13 protein-coding genes and 1 riboswitch are annotated in these 17,898 nt (G+C 69.4%); of the genes, 7 read left to right on the top strand and 6 right to left on the bottom strand.

The genetic code is table 11. The annotated features are described in order from the left end of the window. Positions 1-2 precede the first annotated feature (2 nt). The 4 genes from thiS to ACAH41_RS09110 all read right to left on the bottom strand — a co-directional run bounded on the left by thiS (position 3) and on the right by ACAH41_RS09110 (position 4,546). Positions 3-245 (bottom strand): sulfur carrier protein ThiS, encoded by a 243-nt coding sequence (gene thiS, locus ACAH41_RS09125; RefSeq protein WP_325656528.1) that lies wholly within the window; start codon positions 243-245, stop codon positions 3-5. Beyond that, on the bottom strand, positions 211-1,344 hold the full coding sequence (locus ACAH41_RS09120; protein ID WP_325656530.1) for an FAD-dependent oxidoreductase: 1,134 nt from the start codon (positions 1,342-1,344) through the stop codon (positions 211-213). Before ACAH41_RS09120 ends, thiS begins: the two co-directional genes overlap by 35 nt. Before the next feature lie 4 nt (positions 1,345-1,348). After that, a complete protein-coding gene (gene thiC / locus ACAH41_RS09115; protein ID WP_325656532.1) occupies positions 1,349-3,253 on the bottom strand; it encodes a phosphomethylpyrimidine synthase ThiC in 1,905 nt (634 codons plus the stop codon). Between the two features lie 118 nt (positions 3,254-3,371). Next, a riboswitch (TPP riboswitch) is annotated at positions 3,372-3,472 on the bottom strand. A 36-nt stretch (positions 3,473-3,508) separates the two neighbouring features. Then, complete coding sequence (locus tag ACAH41_RS09110; protein ID WP_325656534.1) at positions 3,509-4,546, bottom strand: YeiH family putative sulfate export transporter; 1,038 nt, start codon at positions 4,544-4,546, stop codon at positions 3,509-3,511. Positions 4,547-4,632: 86 nt separating this feature from the next. On the opposite strand from ACAH41_RS09110, the gene ACAH41_RS09105 reads away from it, so the two are divergent. Further along, the gene (locus ACAH41_RS09105; protein WP_325656536.1) at positions 4,633-5,544 is read left to right on the top strand and encodes a LysR family transcriptional regulator; all 912 of its coding nucleotides are present in this window, start codon (positions 4,633-4,635) and stop codon (positions 5,542-5,544) included. A gap of 20 nt (positions 5,545-5,564) precedes the next feature. On the opposite strand, the gene ACAH41_RS09100 is transcribed toward ACAH41_RS09105, so the two are convergent. Together ACAH41_RS09100 and ACAH41_RS09095 are read right to left on the bottom strand one after the other, a co-directional pair. Next, positions 5,565-6,413 (bottom strand): PA4780 family RIO1-like protein kinase, encoded by an 849-nt coding sequence (locus ACAH41_RS09100; RefSeq protein ID WP_325656538.1) that lies wholly within the window; start codon positions 6,411-6,413, stop codon positions 5,565-5,567. A gap of 151 nt (positions 6,414-6,564) precedes the next feature. After that, complete coding sequence (locus tag ACAH41_RS09095; RefSeq protein ID WP_325656540.1) at positions 6,565-9,651, bottom strand: S8 family serine peptidase; 3,087 nt, start codon at positions 9,649-9,651, stop codon at positions 6,565-6,567. Between the two features lie 193 nt (positions 9,652-9,844). Here ACAH41_RS09095 and ACAH41_RS09090 point away from each other — a divergent pair, with 193 nt between their 5' ends. The 6 genes from ACAH41_RS09090 to ACAH41_RS09065 all read left to right on the top strand — a co-directional run bounded on the left by ACAH41_RS09090 (position 9,845) and on the right by ACAH41_RS09065 (position 17,857). After that, positions 9,845-10,318 (top strand): copper chaperone PCu(A)C, encoded by a 474-nt coding sequence (locus tag ACAH41_RS09090; protein WP_325656542.1) that lies wholly within the window; start codon positions 9,845-9,847, stop codon positions 10,316-10,318. 156 nt (positions 10,319-10,474) lie between these two features. After that, the gene (locus ACAH41_RS09085; RefSeq protein ID WP_325656544.1) at positions 10,475-12,724 is read left to right on the top strand and encodes a hypothetical protein; all 2,250 of its coding nucleotides are present in this window, start codon (positions 10,475-10,477) and stop codon (positions 12,722-12,724) included. 150 nt (positions 12,725-12,874) lie between these two features. Further along, complete coding sequence (locus tag ACAH41_RS09080; protein WP_325656545.1) at positions 12,875-13,711, top strand: peptidylprolyl isomerase; 837 nt, start codon at positions 12,875-12,877, stop codon at positions 13,709-13,711. Beyond that, a complete protein-coding gene (locus ACAH41_RS09075; RefSeq protein WP_325656547.1) occupies positions 13,708-14,667 on the top strand; it encodes a HupE/UreJ family protein in 960 nt (319 codons plus the stop codon). The genes ACAH41_RS09080 and ACAH41_RS09075 overlap by 4 nt, the downstream gene beginning before the upstream one ends. A 9-nt stretch (positions 14,668-14,676) precedes the next feature. Continuing rightward, complete coding sequence (locus ACAH41_RS09070) at positions 14,677-15,303, top strand: putative 2OG-Fe(II) oxygenase (RefSeq protein WP_325656549.1); 627 nt, start codon at positions 14,677-14,679, stop codon at positions 15,301-15,303. A 4-nt stretch (positions 15,304-15,307) separates the two neighbouring features. After that, positions 15,308-17,857 (top strand): fused MFS/spermidine synthase, encoded by a 2,550-nt coding sequence (locus tag ACAH41_RS09065; protein ID WP_325656552.1) that lies wholly within the window; start codon positions 15,308-15,310, stop codon positions 17,855-17,857. Positions 17,858-17,898: the final 41 nt, after the last annotated feature.

The raw sequence follows: 17,898 nt of genomic DNA, 5'->3' as shown, positions 1-17,898 counted from the left end.
GTTCAACCTCCGACGATGGCGCGGAACACGGTGAGTTCGTCACCCGGCTGCAGCAGCGTGCAGGCACGGGCGTCGCGTGGCAGGAACTCACCGTTCAGCGCGGTGGCCACGCGGTCTTCCGGCTGGCCGTTCTCGGCCAGCAACGCGGCGGCGCTGAGGCCTTCGCGCCAGGGCAGCGGCCGCTCGTTGAGCATCACGCTGCGCGAATTGTCAATGCGTGCTGTGAAGGAAAGAGGCGTCGGCATCAAGTGCTTTCGTTGGGACGAGGCCGAGGGATTGCAATGCGTCGTCCACGAGCGCTGGCGCCAGCAGCCAGCCGTGGCGGAACAGGCCGTTGATTTGCAGCAAACCGGGCGCGACGTGGCAGCGCGGGTGGTGGTCCGGCAGGGCCGGGCGCAGGTTGGCTTCCAGGTGCAACAGGCGCGCTTCGGCCAGCTCGGGCAGCACGCTGTGCGCAGCCGCCAGCAGCTCGACCAGGCTGCGCAGGCTGGGCGCAGAGCGGTCTTCGCTTTCGATCTCGCTGGCGCCGACGATCACCACATCTCCCGGCCGTGGCACCAGATAGACGCGGTGCCGCGGATGCAGCAAACGAAGCGGACGCGTGAGCGGCAGGCCCGGCGCATGCAGCCAGGCCAGCTCGCCGCGCACGCCGCGGGGTTGAAGCGCACCGACCTGGCCGGCCACGCCGCGTGTGTCGATGGCCCAGTCGCAACGCAGCGTCTCGCCGTCGCTCAGGCTCAGCGTGTGAGCCGTCACCGAGCCGGCGCTCCGGCCCCAATGCCAGGTGACGCCAGGCGCGCCGTGGTGCAGCGCGGCCATCAACTCGCGTGGCATCACCTGGCCTTCGCCTGGCAGGTACCACCCGGCCAGGCCCGGGGCGAGCGCCGGTTCCAGCGCGGACAGATCGCCCGCATCCAGCGCTTCAGGCTGCGGCGTGCCGGCTGGCGCGTCGTGCAGCCGTGCCAGCAGGCGCTGCGCACTGCCGCGGTCGCCCGGGTGCGCCAGCAACAGGCTGCCGTGCTGGCGGAACAGCTCCGGCCGGCCCAGCGTTTCGCAGATGCTGCGCCACAGCGGCAGCGAGCGCCAGCCGAGCGCGGCCAGCGCCGGGCCGGTGCTGTCCAGTTCGGCCAGCGGGCTCAGCATGCCGGCGGCAGTGAAGGCTGCCGCGTGCTGCGCCGGTCCGATGCGGCCAACAGGCGGCGGCTGGGGGCCGGGCGCAGGGTCGACCACGGTGACCTGGTGGCCCGCTCGCGCGAGCCGCCAGGCCAGCAGCCGCCCGAGCAGGCCAGCACCTGCAATCGCGACATGCAGGCCGGTTCGGCCCGCGGTGGCGATGGTGGCCATCGCGTCAGGCCGGCTGGATGGGGATGTAGAACTCGCCGCCGGCCGCCTTGAACTCGGCCGACTTGGCGGCCATGCCGGCTTCGGCTTCCTTCTGCCGCGCGTCGCTGTAGTCGCGCACGTCCTGCGTGATCTTCATCGAGCAGAACTTGGGGCCGCACATGGAACAGAAGTGGGCGTGCTTGGCGGCGTCCTTGGGCAGGGTTTCGTCGTGGTAGCTGCGGGCGGTGTCCGGGTCCAGGCCGAGGTTGAACTGGTCTTCCCAGCGGAACTCGAAGCGTGCGGCGCTCATCGCGTCGTCCCGTGCGCGGGCCCCGGGGTGGCCTTTGGCAACGTCGGCCGCGTGCGCAGCGATCTTGTAGGCGATCAGGCCCTGCTTCACGTCGTCGCGGTCCGGCAGGCCCAGGTGTTCTTTGGGCGTGACGTAGCAAAGCATGGCGGTGCCCATCCAGCCGATCATTGCGGCGCCGATGGCGCTGGCAATGTGGTCGTAGCCGGCGGCGATGTCGATGGTCAGCGGGCCCAGCGTGTAAAAAGGTGCCTCATGGCAGTGCTTCAGCTGCTCGTCCATGTTGGCCTGGATCAGGTGCATGGGCACATGGCCCGGGCCTTCGATCATGGTCTGCACGTCGTGCTGCCAGGCGAGCTTCGTCAGCTCGCCCAGCGTGCGCAGTTCGGCGAACTGGGCCTCATCGTTGGCGTCCGCCAGGCTGCCGGGGCGCAGCCCGTCGCCCAGCGAGAAGCTCACGTCATAGGCCTTCATGATCTCGCAGATCTCTTCGAAGTGCGTGTAAAGGAAGTTTTCCTTGTGATGCGTGATGCACCACTTGGCGAGGATGGAGCCGCCACGCGAGACGATGCCGGTGCGGCGGTTGGCCGTGAGGTGGATGAAGGGCAGGCGCAGCCCGGCGTGGATGGTGAAGTAGTCCACGCCCTGTTCAGCCTGCTCGATCAGCGTGTCGCGGAAGATCGCCCAGCTCAGGTCCTCGGCCACGCCGCCGACCTTCTCCAGCGCCTGGTAGATCGGCACCGTGCCGATGGGCACCGGGCTGTTGCGCACGATCCAGTCGCGTGTGGTGTGGATGTGGTTCCCGGTGGACAGGTCCATCACCGTGTCCGCGCCCCAGCGCAGCGACCAGACCAGCTTGCCCACCTCTTCCTCCACGCCGGAACTCAGCGCAGAGTTGCCGATGTTGGCGTTGACCTTCACGAGGAAGTTGCGGCCGATGGCCATTGGCTCCAGTTCGGGGTGGTTGATGTTGGCCGGGATCACCGCGCGGCCGGCGGCCACTTCGCCGCGAACCCATTCGGGCGTGATGACGGCCGGGATGCGCGCGCCGCGGCCGTCGCCGCGCAGGCGGGCCTCGCGCTCGGCGTCGCCCAGGTGGGCGGCCATCCATTCGCGCTGGCCCATCTCGCGTTCGGCCACGAAGGCCATCTCGGGCGTGACGATGCCGCGGCGGGCGTAGTGCAGCTGGGTCACGTTGGCCCCGGCCTTGGCGCGGCGTGGTGTGCGCTGCAGGCCTGCCGCCTGGGCGCGCAGCGCTTCGAGCCGCGCGGCGCCTTGCGGCGTGCGCACGCCACCGTCGTCCTGCACGTCATGCGAGCGGCCGGTGTAGGCCTCGGTGTCGCCGCGAGCGGCCACCCATTCGGCGCGCGGGCCGGGCAGGCCGCGGCGCACGTCTACCGTCACCTCAGGGTCGGTGTACGGGCCGGTGCAGTCGTAGACGCTGACGCGCTCGCCGTTGCTCAACGCGATCTCGCGCATGGGCACGTTGATCTTCAGCGGGCCCTGCGGCGTGGCCACGGTCTGTTGCGAGAAGGCTTTGCACGAGCCGGGGAATGGCGCGCAGGCTTGCGCAAGCTCGGTGGCAAAGCGCTGGGCAGCGGCGACGGGATCGTGTGCGTTCATGGCGGTCTCCTGGATGGCGAGCACGGTAAAAACAATGCTCCGGAGACCGCCTGCTGGCCGGGTTGGATGCAACCTGGCCGGGGACATGTCTGCCCCAGGCCCAGGTTGCACGCCCGGCCAATCGGGCATGCGCTCTTCTTCCGCCGGTACGAACCGGATCAAGTTCACGGGTTGGACTTTTCAGTCCTCTCAGCGCTGTGCGCACCCCGGAGCGAGGCGGAGTGTAGCCGCATCGCCGCGTGGGGCAAAAGCCCGTCAGCGCAGCAGGGCGCTGGCACCGGCCGTGATCAGCCCGCCGCCCAGCAGCAGCCAGCCGAACAGCAGCGCCGCCAGCAGCAAGGGGCGCGGACCGGCGCGGCGCAGCAGGGCCAGCGGCGTGGCCAGGCCCAGCGCGGCCATCGCGGTGGCGATCAGCGCCAGGTCCAGTTGCCGCGCCAGCTGCAGCCATGCGGTGGGCAGCCAGCCGGTGGAGCGCAGCAGCACCATGGCAATGAAGCCGAATGCGAACCAGGGCAGCGCGAGCCTGGAAGAGGTGCCTGAATTTTCGGTGCGGCGCGGCAGCATTGCGGCCAGCGCGAGCAGGAACGGTGCCAGCATCATCACGCGCAACATCTTGGCGACAACCACCGCGTCGCCGATCTCCGCAGGCAGCACGCGGCCCACCGCGAGCGCCTGCGCCACCTCGTGCAGCGTGGCGCCGGCAAACAGCCCAAAGCCAGGCGCCCGCCCGCTGAGCGAAAACAGCATCGGGTAGAGCAGCGTGGCCACGGTGCCGAACAGCACCACGCAGGCCACGGCGACCGCGGTCTGGTCGCTGCGCGCCTTCAGCAGCGGCTCGGTGGCCAGCACGGCAGACGCACCGCAGATCGCGCTGCCCGCGCCGATCAACCACGCGGTGTTGCGCGCCACGCCCATCCGCGGCCCGGCCCACGCGGCCAGCGCAAAGGTGCTGGTCAGCACCAGCGCGTCCACCCACACCCCGGCCCAGCCGACCTGCGCCACGTCCTGCAGCGTGAGCCGCAGCCCGTACAGCACCACGCCCGCGCGCAGCAGGCGCAGCCGCGAGAACAGCACGCCGGCCGAGGCACCCGGCTGCCAGCCCGCGCCGCTCAACAGGCTGCCTGCCGCGAGCCCCAGCAGCAAGGCCAAGGTCAACGGCCCTAGGCCCAGCGCCTGCAGTGGCGCCCAGCGGCCCAGTTCTGCGGCAGCAACTGCCAGCACGGCACTGGCCAGCAAGCCAGGCAGCAGTCGGGGCCAGGCGAGGGCAGCGATGGGGAAGGCACGGGACAGCATGGGCGCCAGTGTCTGCCGCCAAGTGTGACCCGTCCAACGGCTTGTCTGGATAAGATCGACCTACTGAACAGGTCAGAAAGATCGCCATGAACATCCTCCGCCTCACGCTGCGCCAGCTGCAGATCTTTGTCGCCGTGGCCCAGGCCGGCAGCACCAGCGCGGCCGGCGAAGTGATCGCGCTCTCGCAATCGGCCACCAGCGCGGCGGTCAATGAGCTGGAGCGGTTGCTGGGGCTGAAGTTGTTCGACCGGGCTGGCAAGCGTCTCTTGTTGAACGACAACGGGCGGGCGCTGTTGCCGCGGGCGTTGGGGCTGCTGGATGGCGCGGCCGGTGTGGAGCAGATGGCACGCAACCCCGACGCGCAGCTGCAGGCGCTGCGCATCGGTGCCAGCACCACGCTGGGCAGCCAGTTGCTGCCGGGGCTGCTGAAGCGCTTCTACGGCGAGGTGCCGCAGCAGGCGGCGCATTGGCAGGCCGAGGTCATGGTGGGCAACACCGCGCAGGTCTGCGCAGCGGTGGCGGTTTTCGAGCTGGACATCGGGCTCATCGAAGGGCCATGCCACGAACCCGCGCTGCAGGTGCAGCCCTGGCTGACCGACGAGCTGGTGCTGGTGGCGGCGCCTGGCACCGAGGCCAGGCTGGCGCTGAAGGCCTTGCGCGACTGCGTGTGGCTGCTGCGCGAACCCGGCTCGGGCACGCGCGAGGCGATGGACCAGGCCTTGTTGCCGCATTTGCGCGGCTACCGCCGCAGCATTGCGTTGGGCAGCTCGGAGGCGATCCGCCAGGCCGCAATCGAAGGGCTGGGCGTGGCCTGCCTGTCGCGCTGGCTGGTGGCCGACGCGCTGGCCGCCGGCCGCCTGGTCCAGCTGCGCACGCCGCTGCCGCCGCTGCGCCGCCAGTGCCACTGGGTGACCCACCGCGACAAGCAGCCCACGCAGGCGCTGCAGCGCTTCATCACCTTGTTGGCGGCCGCTGCCGACACGCCGTTACCAGCCTGAGCGGCCGGGCGGCAGCGTGATCAGCCAGCCTCTTGCTGGCGCAGTTGCCGGGCGTGTTCTTCGTCGCGTGCGTCGTCGATCTCGCGCAGCACGCTGCCCAGGTCCACCGGGCCTTGCCTGGACTTGAACTCGCCGCTGAGCGGCGTGTCCGGGTGCAGCAGGCCGCGGGTGTAGAGGTCCCACATCTCGGCGCCGTGATTGGTGGTGAGCAGCGCGGGCGCGAACTGGCCGAAGAAGTTGCGCAGGTTCTCCACGTCGCGCAGCAGCATGCGCTGGGCGTGGTTGTTGCCGGCGGCGTCCACGGCCTGCGGCAGGTCGATGATGACCGGCCCATCTTCGGCCAGCAGGATGTTGAATTCGGACAGGTCGCCGTGCACGACACCCGCGCACAGCATGCGCACCACCTCGCGCAGCAGCGTGGCATGGTGGCGCAGCGCGTCTTCGGGTGTGAACTGCACGTCGTTCAGGCGCGGCGCGGCGTCGCCATTGGCGTCGGCCACCAGTTCCATCAGCAGCACGCCGTCGAGGAAGTTGTAGGGCCGCGGCACGCGCACGCCGGCGGCGGCCAGGCGGTACAGCGCGTCCACCTCGGCGCTTTGCCAGGCCGCCTCGGCGGCCTCGCGGCCAAAGCGCGTGCCCTTGGCCATCGCGCGGGCCTGGCGGGTGTTCTTGACCTTGCGGTTCTCGGTGTAGTCCACCGCCTGGCGGAAGCTGCGTTCGGTGGCGGCCTTGTAGACCTTGGCGCAGCGGGTGTCGTCGCCGCAGCGCACGACATAGACGGCGGCTTCCTTGCCGCTCATCAGCTGGCGCAGCACGCTGTCGACCAGCCCTTCGTCGATCAGGGATTGCAGGCGCTTCGGGGCTTTCATCGGTCAGGCATCAGGGTTCAGGTAGGCAGGGCAAGCCCTTGCGGGGCTGCCGCATTGTGTGCCCTGACCGCGAAACGGCGCCGCGCATGAAAAAAGGCAGGCCCTTTCGGGCCTGCCTTTGGCAGCGAGCGCTGGAGCGCCGATGCGGGTTTCAGCGTGCCGCGGCGATGCGCGCCTTGCGGGCGCTCATGTCGCTGGCGCCCAGCGTCAGGCTGGGCGCATTGGGCTCGACGGTCAGCAGCGTGGTGCCAACCGTCGAGCCGTCGCCCTTGGCGTAGCGGATGCCACCGAGGTAGCGCAGGTTGGCCAGGCCGGACCAGCTGGCCTTGACCGAGGCCTGGTCAGCCACCGCGACGGTGGTGGGCAGGCCGGTCACGGCCAGGCTGCCACCGGCATCGGCAGCCGACAGCACCCAAGAGGACAGCGTGAAGTTGCTGCTGCCGCCGACCGGGTTGTAGCCCTGCACGCAGGCCTTGTACGTGCCGGCGACCGGGGCGGTGACGCTGACCAGTTCGTCGGCCGTGGCGCCGCCGCTGGTGGCGACGGTGGTGCCGGACGGGTTGAGCAGCGTCATGTCCAGGTCGTCGCCGCCGTTGCCGGAGGTGTCGGCGTTGTACAGCGCTGCGCGCACCACCAGCGCGTCGGCCGGCACGCTGATGTTGAAGCAGACCTGGGTGTTCAGCGCCACCGTGCCGGCGGTGCGGGTGGCCGGCTTCAGGCCGGTGACCAGCGCGCTGGTGGCGCCGTCGAAGCCATAGGTGACCTTGAACTTGCTCGAACCGCTGGCCGAGGTGCTGGACAGCACCGCCGGGGCCGACAGCGCGCGCGCCCGCGCCAGCACGGGGCTGGTGACGACGTGCGAACCATCGGTCCAGCTCAGGCTGCCGAACACGCCGGTGTTCAGCGCCGCGCCGTTGCTCTTCAGCGTCAGCGTGAAGGCGGCCACCTCGTTCTTGGCCAGGCTCAGCGTGGGCGGCGTGACGGTGGCGATGAAGCCGGGCACCGTCGCAGTGGCCGAGTAGATGGCCGGGCCAGTGCCGACGTTGCGCACGTGCCGCTTGATCGTCAGGGTGCCCGGCACATCGGCCGCGACCGTCGGCAGGTTCAGGTTGCTCGGCGCGGCGCTGCCCACGGCGAGGCAGTTCGCATCATCTGCCGCGAGCCAGTTGGCACCGCAGAGGAAGCTCAGGTAGTCGGCCGGGTTGATCGGGTAGACCAGGCCGGGGTCCGCAGCGCCACGCGGGTTCACGTGGCCAGCGCCATAGCCGTTGGCGTCGGGATCAGCCGCGCCGCTGGCGAGCTTGACGCCGGTGGTGCTGGTGACCATCGCCGACTTGATCTGGGCTGGCGGCCAGTTTGGATGGGCCTGCTTGATCAGTGCGGCAATGCCGGCAATGTGCGGCGAGGACATCGAGGTGCCCTGGTACGACTCGACCACCGGCGATGGCACCAGCGTGCCGGCCAGGATCGCGTCATGGTCGGCCTGGCTTTGCTGCGCGTAGGTGACCGAGGCGATCACGTCCACGCCAGGCGCGGTGATCTCGGGCTTCATCACCGACAGCTCGGCCAGGTTCGGGCCGCGCGACGAGAACGAGGCCATGATCGGGGCGACCACGTTGGGCGCCTGGTAGCGCGCGCTGATGGCGCCGGTGGCGCTGGCGCCGCTGCTCGTCACGTAGTTGCGCACGGCGGTGCGCGAAGGCGCGTCCAGGTGCACCGTCGGCACGCTGTGGAAGTCGGCCACGACGGTGTTGGACGTCGGGTTGATCAGCACCATGCCGACACCGCCGACACGCGCGACTTCCTGGCTCTTCTCGACGCGGGCATTGGTGCCGCGGTCGCAGACGACGATCTTGCCGACGGCCTTGGTTGTGTCCAGCGAGTTCAGGTAGCAGAGGTTGGCATTGGCCACCGGCACGCCTGCGGCCGGGATGTCGCTCGACAGCACCATGCTGGCCGACGGCAGCGCGGCCGGGTCGAATGAAGCGCCGGTGTACGGGCCGGTGCCATTGCCCAGCGACAGGTCGGCGATGAACTGGCGGTCATGGGTGGATGCGGCCACCGTGGTCAGCCATGGGCTGTTGTGGGCGACCTTGTTGCCCGGGCCGCTGTTGCCGGCCGACGCGGCGACGAACACGCCGGCCGCCGTGGCATTCAGGAAGGCCACTTCGACTGGGTCCAGCAGGTCGGTCTGCGAGCCGCTGATCGAGTAGTTGATGACGTCCACGCCGTCGGCCACCGCCTGGTCGATGGCCGCGACCAGGTCGCTGTTGTAGCCGTTGCCACCCAGCGAACCGTCCGCCGCGATGGTGCCGAACAAGGCCTTGTAGGTCGCCACGCGGGCGCGCGGCGCCATGCCGCTGGTGGTGCCGACGTAGATGCCGGCCGAGGTGTAGGCCGGCGCATTGGCATTGCCGCCCGCGGTCGACAGCGTGTGCGAACCATGGCCGACTTCGTCGCGCGGCACGGCGTAAAAGTTGTAGGAGAAAGGCGTGACCCCGCCCTGGGCCACCGCCTGCTGGTAGCCCGCGCTGAAGACCTGCGCGCCGAGCAGCTTGTTGTTGCAGGAGTCGGCGCTGAAGCCCGGGCCGGTGGTGCAGGTGCCGGTGTACTGGCCGGCCGGCAGCGGCGGGTAGGCCAGCGTGCCGCCGGTCTTCACGGGGGTGCCGTTGGCGTCCACATGGTCGTAGAAGGCCGGGTTCTCGGGCTGGATGCCGGAGTCCACCACCGCGACGATGACGTTCTCGCCCTTCTCCAGCACGCCCTGGACCTTCTTGGTCCAGACGCCGCCAGGGCCGTCCAGGCCGAGGAACAGGGGGGTGGTGATGGTGGTGGCTTCACGCCGCTGGTCGGCCAGCACGCTGGAGACGGCGCTGTTGGCGCGCAGCTTCTTGGCTTGCGCTTCGGTCAGCACGGCCGAGAAGCCGTTGAAGGCGACGTTGTAGCGGTGCAGCAGCTTGACCGGGCCCAGCGAGCTGATCAGCTTCTGTTGTTCACCGGCCAGGTGGGTGCGGTAGGCCTGCACGGCCGCGGCGCGGGCGTTCAGCTTCTGGCCTTCGGGCACCTGGGTGGCGGCAAAACCTGCCACGCCACCGCGGTAGCTGGCCGCCGGGGCCTCCTTCAACAGCACGATGTAGCTGCGGGATGCGCTCGGGCTGGTGGCCGCGAATGAAGCCGACATCACGCCCGACAGCAGCATCAGCTGCGTCAGCCGGACAGTCCTGGGGAAAAAGCTCATGACCCAAACTCCACAAAAACGAACATGGACGCGCCGAGTGCGGCCCGGGTCGGGCCACCGCGCAGCAGACCCGCCGACGTTAACGAGACGTTCAGTCCTGTGGGGTTTTGTAACTAGGGGGATGAACGGGTTTTGGCGCCGTTGCCGGGTGGATGTCGTCCGCTTGTCATGCGTGGTCGCTACGGTTCGCGCCATGGATGCCACTTTCTTGAGCCTGCGCGCCTCGCGCAGGCAGTTGCTGCGTGCCGCTGGCGCGCTGGGCCTGGTTTCGATCTTGCCTGCCGCGCGGGCCTGCGAGTTCTTCTGCAGCAGCCTGCGGGTCTACAAGCCCTACGCGCGTGAGACGCTCGCTGGCGACACCAGCGTCATCGTCGGCATGACGCTGGACGAGGTGGTGCAGGACGACAGGCTGATCGGCGTGACCTCGCCACTGGCCACCTCGGCCGAGCTCGGCGGCGTCGGTGCCGGGCCCTCCGGCATCGACCTGCCGATCCGGCGTGGCCAGGTCCTGGTGCTGCACGAGGACACCACCTACATCCGCCTGCTGGGCCTGAAGCAGCCGCTGGGCCTGGGCCGCGAATACCCGCTGACGCTGCACTTCGAGAAGGCCGGTGTTGTCGATGCCGACATCGACGTGTCCTACACCCGCAACCAGTCCATCAAGTGATTGGTGCACGGCAGTCACGAGGATGTCACCTCATGTGACGACCATGCGCACTTCGCCGCAGTGCCTTTTTTCGGGTGCCTGGCGACCTTCACTGGCCGAACCAGGCCCACCCACGGGATGCAACGCGTCCCAAACACAACGATCAGGAGTAGCTTCATGAAGTTCCGAACTGGCCTGAGCCCGCTTGCGCTGGCTGCCATCGCCGCGATCGGCAGCACCGCTGCCATCACCGCTCCCACGGCCGTCCAGGCCGCGTCTTCGCCTTCCGGCAAGTACGTCACTGGCGACTTTCACAACCACACCACCTGCTCGGACGGCACGATCTCGATGCAGAAGCTGGTCAGCAAGGTGACCGACAAGACCGACGGCACCTTCGGCCTCGACTGGTTCGTGCAAGCCGGCCACGGCGGCAACGGCAACCGCAACTGCACGCTGGTCGAAGACGCCACGCTGAGCACCCCGGCCTACCCGTTCGTCGAAGGCCAGGGCCCGACGACGACGTGGACCAACTCCATCGGCGCGGCCGCCATCAAGGGCGACGGCGGCGGCGTGGGTGGCAACGGCAACATGTGGCGCTGGCAGTCGATCCAGGAATACCAGTACCCGCTGCTGGAATACCTCTCGGCCCAGAAGAACGTGCCGCTGTTCATCGGCATGGAATCGGTGGTTGCCGGCCACGAGCACAGCTCGATGTCCGTCGTCACCGGCCAGATGCCCAAGAAGCTGGACAAGGTCACGCTGCCGACCGGCCCGGGCTACAAGGCGGTTGGCAATGCCAACGCGCTGGCCCAGTGGTCCTACTGCTTCGACCGTGGCGACACCGACACCAGCCGCGGCAACACCACCGGCACCGCCACCGGCAACAACTGGGACTGCTCGGTCGCCGGCAGCCTGAACGCCGCCGACCCGAGCTGGAACGCCACCGCGCACAAGCTGATCCCCGCCAGCGGCACCGGCTCCGGCAACACCGGCCACGCCAAGACGGTCGAGGCCCTGAAGTGGATGGCCCAGAACCACGGCAACGCCAGCTACTACGTGCCGGCCCACCTGGAGCGCGCCGGCCCGTTCAATCCGGACGGCAACAACGGCTTCAACATCGAACACCTGCGTGACTTCAACAACGCAGCCCCGAACATCGCCTTCGGCTTCGAGACCCACCCGGGCCACGGCGCTGCGAACAACCGCGGTGAATACCAGGTCCTGCGCAACACCTTCCCGACCGGCAAGGTCGACTCGGTGGGCGGCACGACCTACGGCGGCACCGGCGTCTACGGTGGCGTGATCGGCGGCGTGTGGGACGCGCTGCTGGGCGAAGGCCGCAACTACTGGTTCTTCTCCAGCTCCGACTGGCACAACCGCGGCATCTTCGGCCCGGATGACCGCCGCTCGTCGCAAGACTTCTACCCCGGCGAATACCAGCGCGACTTCGTGATGGTCCGCAATGGGCAGGACAAGCTGCGCCCGCAAACCATCGTCGACGGCCTGCGCACCGGCAACAGCTTCGCGGTGGACGGCCAGCTGATCGACCGCCTGGGCCTGGTGGTCTGCAAGTCCAACGCCTCGGCCTACCTGTCCGATTCGCAAGTCCGCAACTACGCTTACGCCGGTGCCGAAAAGGGCAGCGTCGTGAACCACACCAACTGCGTCTCGATGGGCGAGAAGCTGGTGGTGGACGCGGGTGACGACGTGGTCATCGGTGTCTCGGTGCGCGATCCGGCCGGGACCAACTTCGCGCCTTACAGCTTCGCCAACCCGTCGCTGGCGCAAGTCGGCATGAACCAGCCGATCAACAAGCCGGTGCTGGACCATGTGGACCTGATCCGCGGCATGGTCTCGGGCTACAAGACGCCGGGCGCTGCCGACTACTCGGGCGAATGGCCGCGCAACACCGCCTGGCTGAGCGCCGATGGCGTGACGGCTGACCTGGCGGTCGTGCCGGCTGCTGCGAAGAACACCTCGGCAGCCATCGTCAAGACCTTCAGCGCCGCCAAGGGCTGGAACTCGATCGTCTCCACGACCGACGGCACCACCTACCTGCGCATGTCCTACCGCCTGCCGGCGGTGGTCGCCTCGCAATACGTGCGTCTGCGCGGCAGCAACCTGCCGGCCGCCACGCCTTACGAGACCGATGCCAGCGGCAACCCGCTGTCGGACCTGTTCACCAACGCCAACGACTCGACCAAGCTGCGCATCCCCTGCACGGTCGCCGGTACCAACGTGCCTGAAAACGGCGTGAGCTGGACGGCTGCCAACGGCACGATCAACGGCTGCCCGAACCACCTGGCGGTGGTCAACGGCCAGAAGATGGTGTCGTACGACGTGGCCGCCTGGTCCGACCTGTGGTTCTACAGCAACCCGGTCTACGTTGAAGTGAACGGTTCGGTGAAGGTCGCCGGCGTCAAGTAAGCCGACTGGTCGATCCGTCCCTGCGGTCGCTGTTTCATAACCGCCGCACGGCGCCGCGCGAATTTCGCGCGGCGCCTTTTTCCGTTGTTGTCGTTGCTCCGAGATACGCTCATGTCTTCTCCGCTGTCCCTGTCCGCTGACGCTGCCGCCATGCCTTCCTCCACGCCTGCGAAGCCGCCCCGCGCCGGCCTGCCCAACTGGACCCGCGAGCCGCTGCTGCACTTCCTGCTGCTGGGTGCGCTGCTGTTCGGTGCCGACCACCTGCTGGTCAGCCGCAGTGACGACCCGCACACCATCGTCGTCGGTGCCGCGGTCGACAAGGAAGCCATCGAGATCTTCAAGGCCTCGCGCAACCGCGAGCCCAATGCCGAGGAACTGACCGCGCTGCGCAAGGTCTGGCTGGACAACGAGGTGCTGTACCGCGAAGGCCTGGCACTGCAGGTCGACCGTGGCGACAGCGCGATCCGCGATCGCGTGATCTTCAAGGCCCTCAGCGTGGTGGACGCCAACACCAAGCTGCCGCCGGCCGACGACGAAACGCTGAAGAAGTTCTTCGAGTCGCACCGCGTGAAATACGACGAACCGGCCCGCTTCGACTTCCAGGAAGCCGCGCTGGACGGCGACAGCGCCGAGGCCGCCGTGCGCGCCTTTGTCGCCCAGCTCAATGCCGGCACGCCAGGCGATGCCAAGGCGGGCCTGCGCGTCTTCAAGGGCCGGCCGCACCAGAACCTGGTGCTGAGCTACGGCGAAGAGTTTGCCAAGGCGCTGGAAACTGCGCCGATGGGTGAATGGCGCGCCGAGAAAACGCGCGACGGCTGGCGCGCCGTGCGGCTGGAGGCCGTGAGCCCGGCCAAGCCGGCGCAGTTCGAGGTGTTGCGCCCGGTGGTGCAGCAGGACTGGACCGATGCCACGCTGTCCGAGCAGCGCAGCGCCGCGGTGCAGCTGCTGGCCAAGAAGTACAACATCCGCTACGAGGATGCGAAATGAGGTCCCTGAATGTGATGCTGCGCGGCTTGTTGGCTGCGCTGCTGCTGGCGCTCGGCCCGGTTGCTGGCGCGCACGAGCTCAGCATGGCCGAGATGCAGCTGCGCGAAGTCTCGCACGGCGAGTTCTACTGGATGTGGGCCGCCGCCGAGAAGCGCGCCGCGAGCGATGACCTGACCCCCGTCTGGCCCGAAGGCTGCCAGGCCGAGGAAAACGTGCTGCACTGCGGCGAGGCCGGCCTGACCGGCACGCTGTCCATCACCGGCGTGGGCGATCGCTACTCGGCCGCACTGGTCAAGGTCTACTGGCTCAATGGCGACGCGCGGGTCTACACACTGACCGCCGGCCAGCCCTCGGTGCACCTCTACGGCGCGGCGGACGATGGCCGCAGCTGGCACGAGGTCGCCAGCGCCTACACGGTGCTGGGCATCGAGCACATCCTGACCGGTGTGGACCACCTGCTGTTTGTCATCAGCCTGCTGCTGCTGGTCGGCTTCCAGCGCCGCCTGGTCTGGACCATCACCGCGTTCACCGCCGCCCACAGCCTGACGCTGGCGCTCAGCGCGCTGGGCCTCCTGACGCTGCGCCCGCCGCCAGTCGAGGCGACGATCGCACTGTCCATCGTGCTGGTGGCCGGCGAGGCGCTGCACAAGCGCGAGACGCTGGCGCGGCGCTGGCCGGCGCTGGTGGCCTTCCTGTTTGGCCTGGTGCATGGCCTGGGTTTCGCCGGCGCGCTGAAGGAAATCGGCCTGCCCGAGAACCACCTGCCGGTGGCGCTGCTGACCTTCAACGTCGGCGTTGAAATCGGCCAGCTGATGACGGTGGGCGTGGCGATGCTGCTGTGGAAGCTGTGCAGCCGCTGGCCGCAGCTGGCCAAGGCGCGCACCGTCGTGCTGTACATGATCGGCAGCATCGCGGCCTACTGGTCCTGGCTGCGCGTGGCAGCGATCTTCGGTTGAGGCACGGCCATGGCAAGTGAAATCCACGGCTTGTTCGCCACGCCCTTCATGCGCGTGCCCGGCGCGCTGCCGCCGGCCCTGGTGGCCGCGCTGGTCGCGCATTTCTCGGCACAGGCGCAGCAGCAGAACAACGGCTCGGCGCTGCTGTCGCACACCAGCATGCTGCGCCCCAGCGACAGCCCGCTGCTGGTCGACGTGGCGGGCCTGCTCACGCCGCAGCTGTCCGAGTTCGGTGCGCTGCTGTTTGGCCAGCGTCTGCCCTGGGCGCTCAAGGAGATGTGGGTCAACGTGCTGGAGCAGGGCGGCCAGCAGGCCATGCATAACCATGCCAACAGCTTCATCTCCGGCGTGGTTTACCTCACGCCAACCCACCCCAGCGCGCGCACCGTGTTCATCAAGGCACCCGGCGGCACCGACTTCTCGTTCAAGAACGACCATGCCGGCGTCGTCACCGGCCCCTACAACGCCGACAAGTGGATCAGTCCGCCACCCGAGCCTGGTGACCTGGTGCTGTTCCCCAGCTACCTGATGCACGCCGTGCCGCCCAACCAGGGCGAGCAGCGCATCACGCTGGCCTTCAACGCCATCCCGGCGCGGCTGGATTCGTGGGGCTACACCATCGGGTTCTCCGGCTGAAGCGATGGCGGCGAAACGCGTGTGGGCCGCGCATGGCCTGATGCTGGCCTCCGGCTTTGCCGGCCTGGGCTACCAGGTCGTCTGGGCGCAGCAGGGCGCGCTGTGGCTGGGCCATGAGTCGGCCGCGGTGCTGGCGGTGGTGGCGGCATTTTTCGGCGGGCTGGCGCTGGGCGCGCTGCTGATGGGCCCGCGCATTGCACGCAGCCCACGGCCGGCGCGCTGGTACGCCGCCTGCGAGGCCTTGATCGGTGGCTGGGGCACGTTGTTGATCGGGCTGATGCCGGCCGTCAGCGGCGCGCTGCTGGCCATCACCGGCCCGCAGCCCAGTGCCGCGTGGCAATGGACGGTCGCGTTTGGCGGCATGTTCCTCTTGCTGTTGCCGGCCACTGCAGCCATGGGCGCGACGCTGCCGGCGATGGAGCGTGTCGGCCAGCAACTGCTGGGTGCCGCACAGCCCGGCCGCGCGCTCGCGGCGCTGTACGCCAGCAACACGCTGGGCGCCGTCGTCGGCGTGCTGGCCACCGCGTTCTGGCTGCTGCCGGCGCTGGGCCTGGCGCGCACCGCGGCCTGCTGCGTGGTATTGAACCTGTTCTGCGCCGGCATTGCATGGCGGGCCTTCCCGGCCGAAACCCCGCCCGCGCAAGCCAGCCCGGCCGCCGGTGAGATCGCCGGCCCGATGCTGCGCCTTGCGCTCACCGGCCTGCTGGGCCTGGGCTACGAAGTGCTGGTGGTGCGCGTGCTGAGCCAGGTCACCGAAGACACGGTCTACACCTTTGCGTTGCTGCTGGCGGTCTACCTGGTCGGCACCTCGCTTGGCGCAGCGCTGCTTGCCCGGTTGCGAAAGCCTGGCCCGGGCGACGACGAGGACCTGACGAACCGCCTGCTCAGTGCTCTGTCGCTGGCCTGCCTGCTGGGCACCGGCAGCCTTTGGGCGGCAGAGCGGGTGCGGGACGGCTGGCTGGCCACCACCGGCGGCGGCATGGCCGCAGCGCTGGGTGCAGAAGCCTTGCTGGCACTGCTCGCCTTTGGCCTGCCCACGCTGGTGATGGGCGCCTTGTTCAGCGAGCTGAGCAGGCGCGCGATGGCTCGCGGCCTGAGCCTGGGCCGTGCACTGGGCGTCAACACCCTGGGCGCGGCGTTGGCCCCGCTGCTGTTTGGCGTCTTGCTGGTGCCGCTGGTCGGTCCCAAGGGCGGCCTGCTGCTGGTGGCCGCCGGCTACCTGCTGCTGCGGAGTGGTGGCGCACGCTGGCGGGCTGGCAGCTGGGCCCCGGCGGCGGCGGTGCTTGCAGTCGCCGTGCTGGCGCCGCCGCTGGCCTTCGTCGAGCTGCCTGAAGGCGCCAGGCTGGTCAGCTACCAGGAAGGCGCGATGGCCGCGGTCAGCGTGGTCGAAGACGCGCAAGGCGTCTCGCGGCTGCGCATCAACAACCGCCAGCAGGAAGGCAGCAGCGCCACGCGGCTGGTGGACGGGCGCCAGGCCTTGCTGCCGCTGCTGCTGCACCCGGCACCGCAGCACGCGCTGTTCCTCGGCATGGGAACCGGCGTCACCTCGTCGGTCGCCGCCGAAGACCCGCAGCTGCAGGTCGACGTGGCCGAGCTGCTGCCCGAGGTCATTGCCGCGTCCCGCCTGTTCGTCGACGCGCCGCGCCTGCATGCGGTGGCGGCCGACGCCCGCCGCTTCGTGCGCGCCGAGGACACGCGCTACGACGTGATCGTCTCCGACAACTTCCACCCCGCGCGCAGCGGCTCGGGCTCGCTTTATACGGTGGAGCATTTCCAGGCCGTGCGCGCCCGGCTCGCGGCCGGTGGCGTGTTCTGCCAATGGCTGCCGCTGCACCAGCTGGACCTGGCGACGCTGCGCAGCATCGTGCAGTCCTTCGTGCTGGCCTACCCGCAAGCCAGCGCCATCCTGGCCAGCGACAGCCTCGAAACGCCGGTGCTGGGCCTGGTCGGCCGGGCCGATGATGGCCGCTTCGACGCTGCGGTGCTGCACGCCAGCCTGGTCCGCGCCGCCGGCCCGCGCGGCCTGGCCGCCTTTGGGCTGGATGACGACTTCGCGCTGCTCGGCAGCTTCGTCGCCGACACCGCTGCGCTGCAGCGCTTCGCCGCCGACGCGCCGGCCAACACCGACGACCACCCCGTCGTCGCCTACCTCGCGCCGCGCGTCACCTACGCGCCCGACTCGCTGCCGCGCGACCGCCTGCTGGCGCTGCTGGCCGAGGTCTCGGTGCAGCCCGCGCAAGTGATCACGGCCGACGCCGCCTGGCTGCAGCGCCTTGCAGCTTATGGCCAGGCCCGCCGCCAGTTCATCGCCGCCGGCCGCGACGTGCGCCCCGCCCGCAACGCCCGCGAAATGCTGGCCCAGGTCCAGGCGCCGCTGCTGGCCGTGCTGCACACCAGCCCGGACTTCCGGCCCGCCTACATGCCGCTGCTGCGCATGGCCACCGCGCTGGCGCCCAGCGACCCGCCAGCGGCACGCGCGCTGCTGAGCGAGCTGGCCCAGCTGCAGCCCGATCGCCCCGAGGCTGGCGAGGCGCTGAAGCAGCTCGCGCTTTGACCACAAAAAAGGCCTGCCAGATTTGCCGGCAGGCCTTTCTG

The sequence above is a fragment of the Ideonella sp. genome (genome assembly GCF_041287625.1).
Classification (GTDB): domain Bacteria; phylum Pseudomonadota; class Gammaproteobacteria; order Burkholderiales; family Burkholderiaceae_C; genus Ideonella.
Note: the sequence above shows the minus strand (reverse complement) of the source record. Positions and strands in the feature narration are given on the sequence as shown.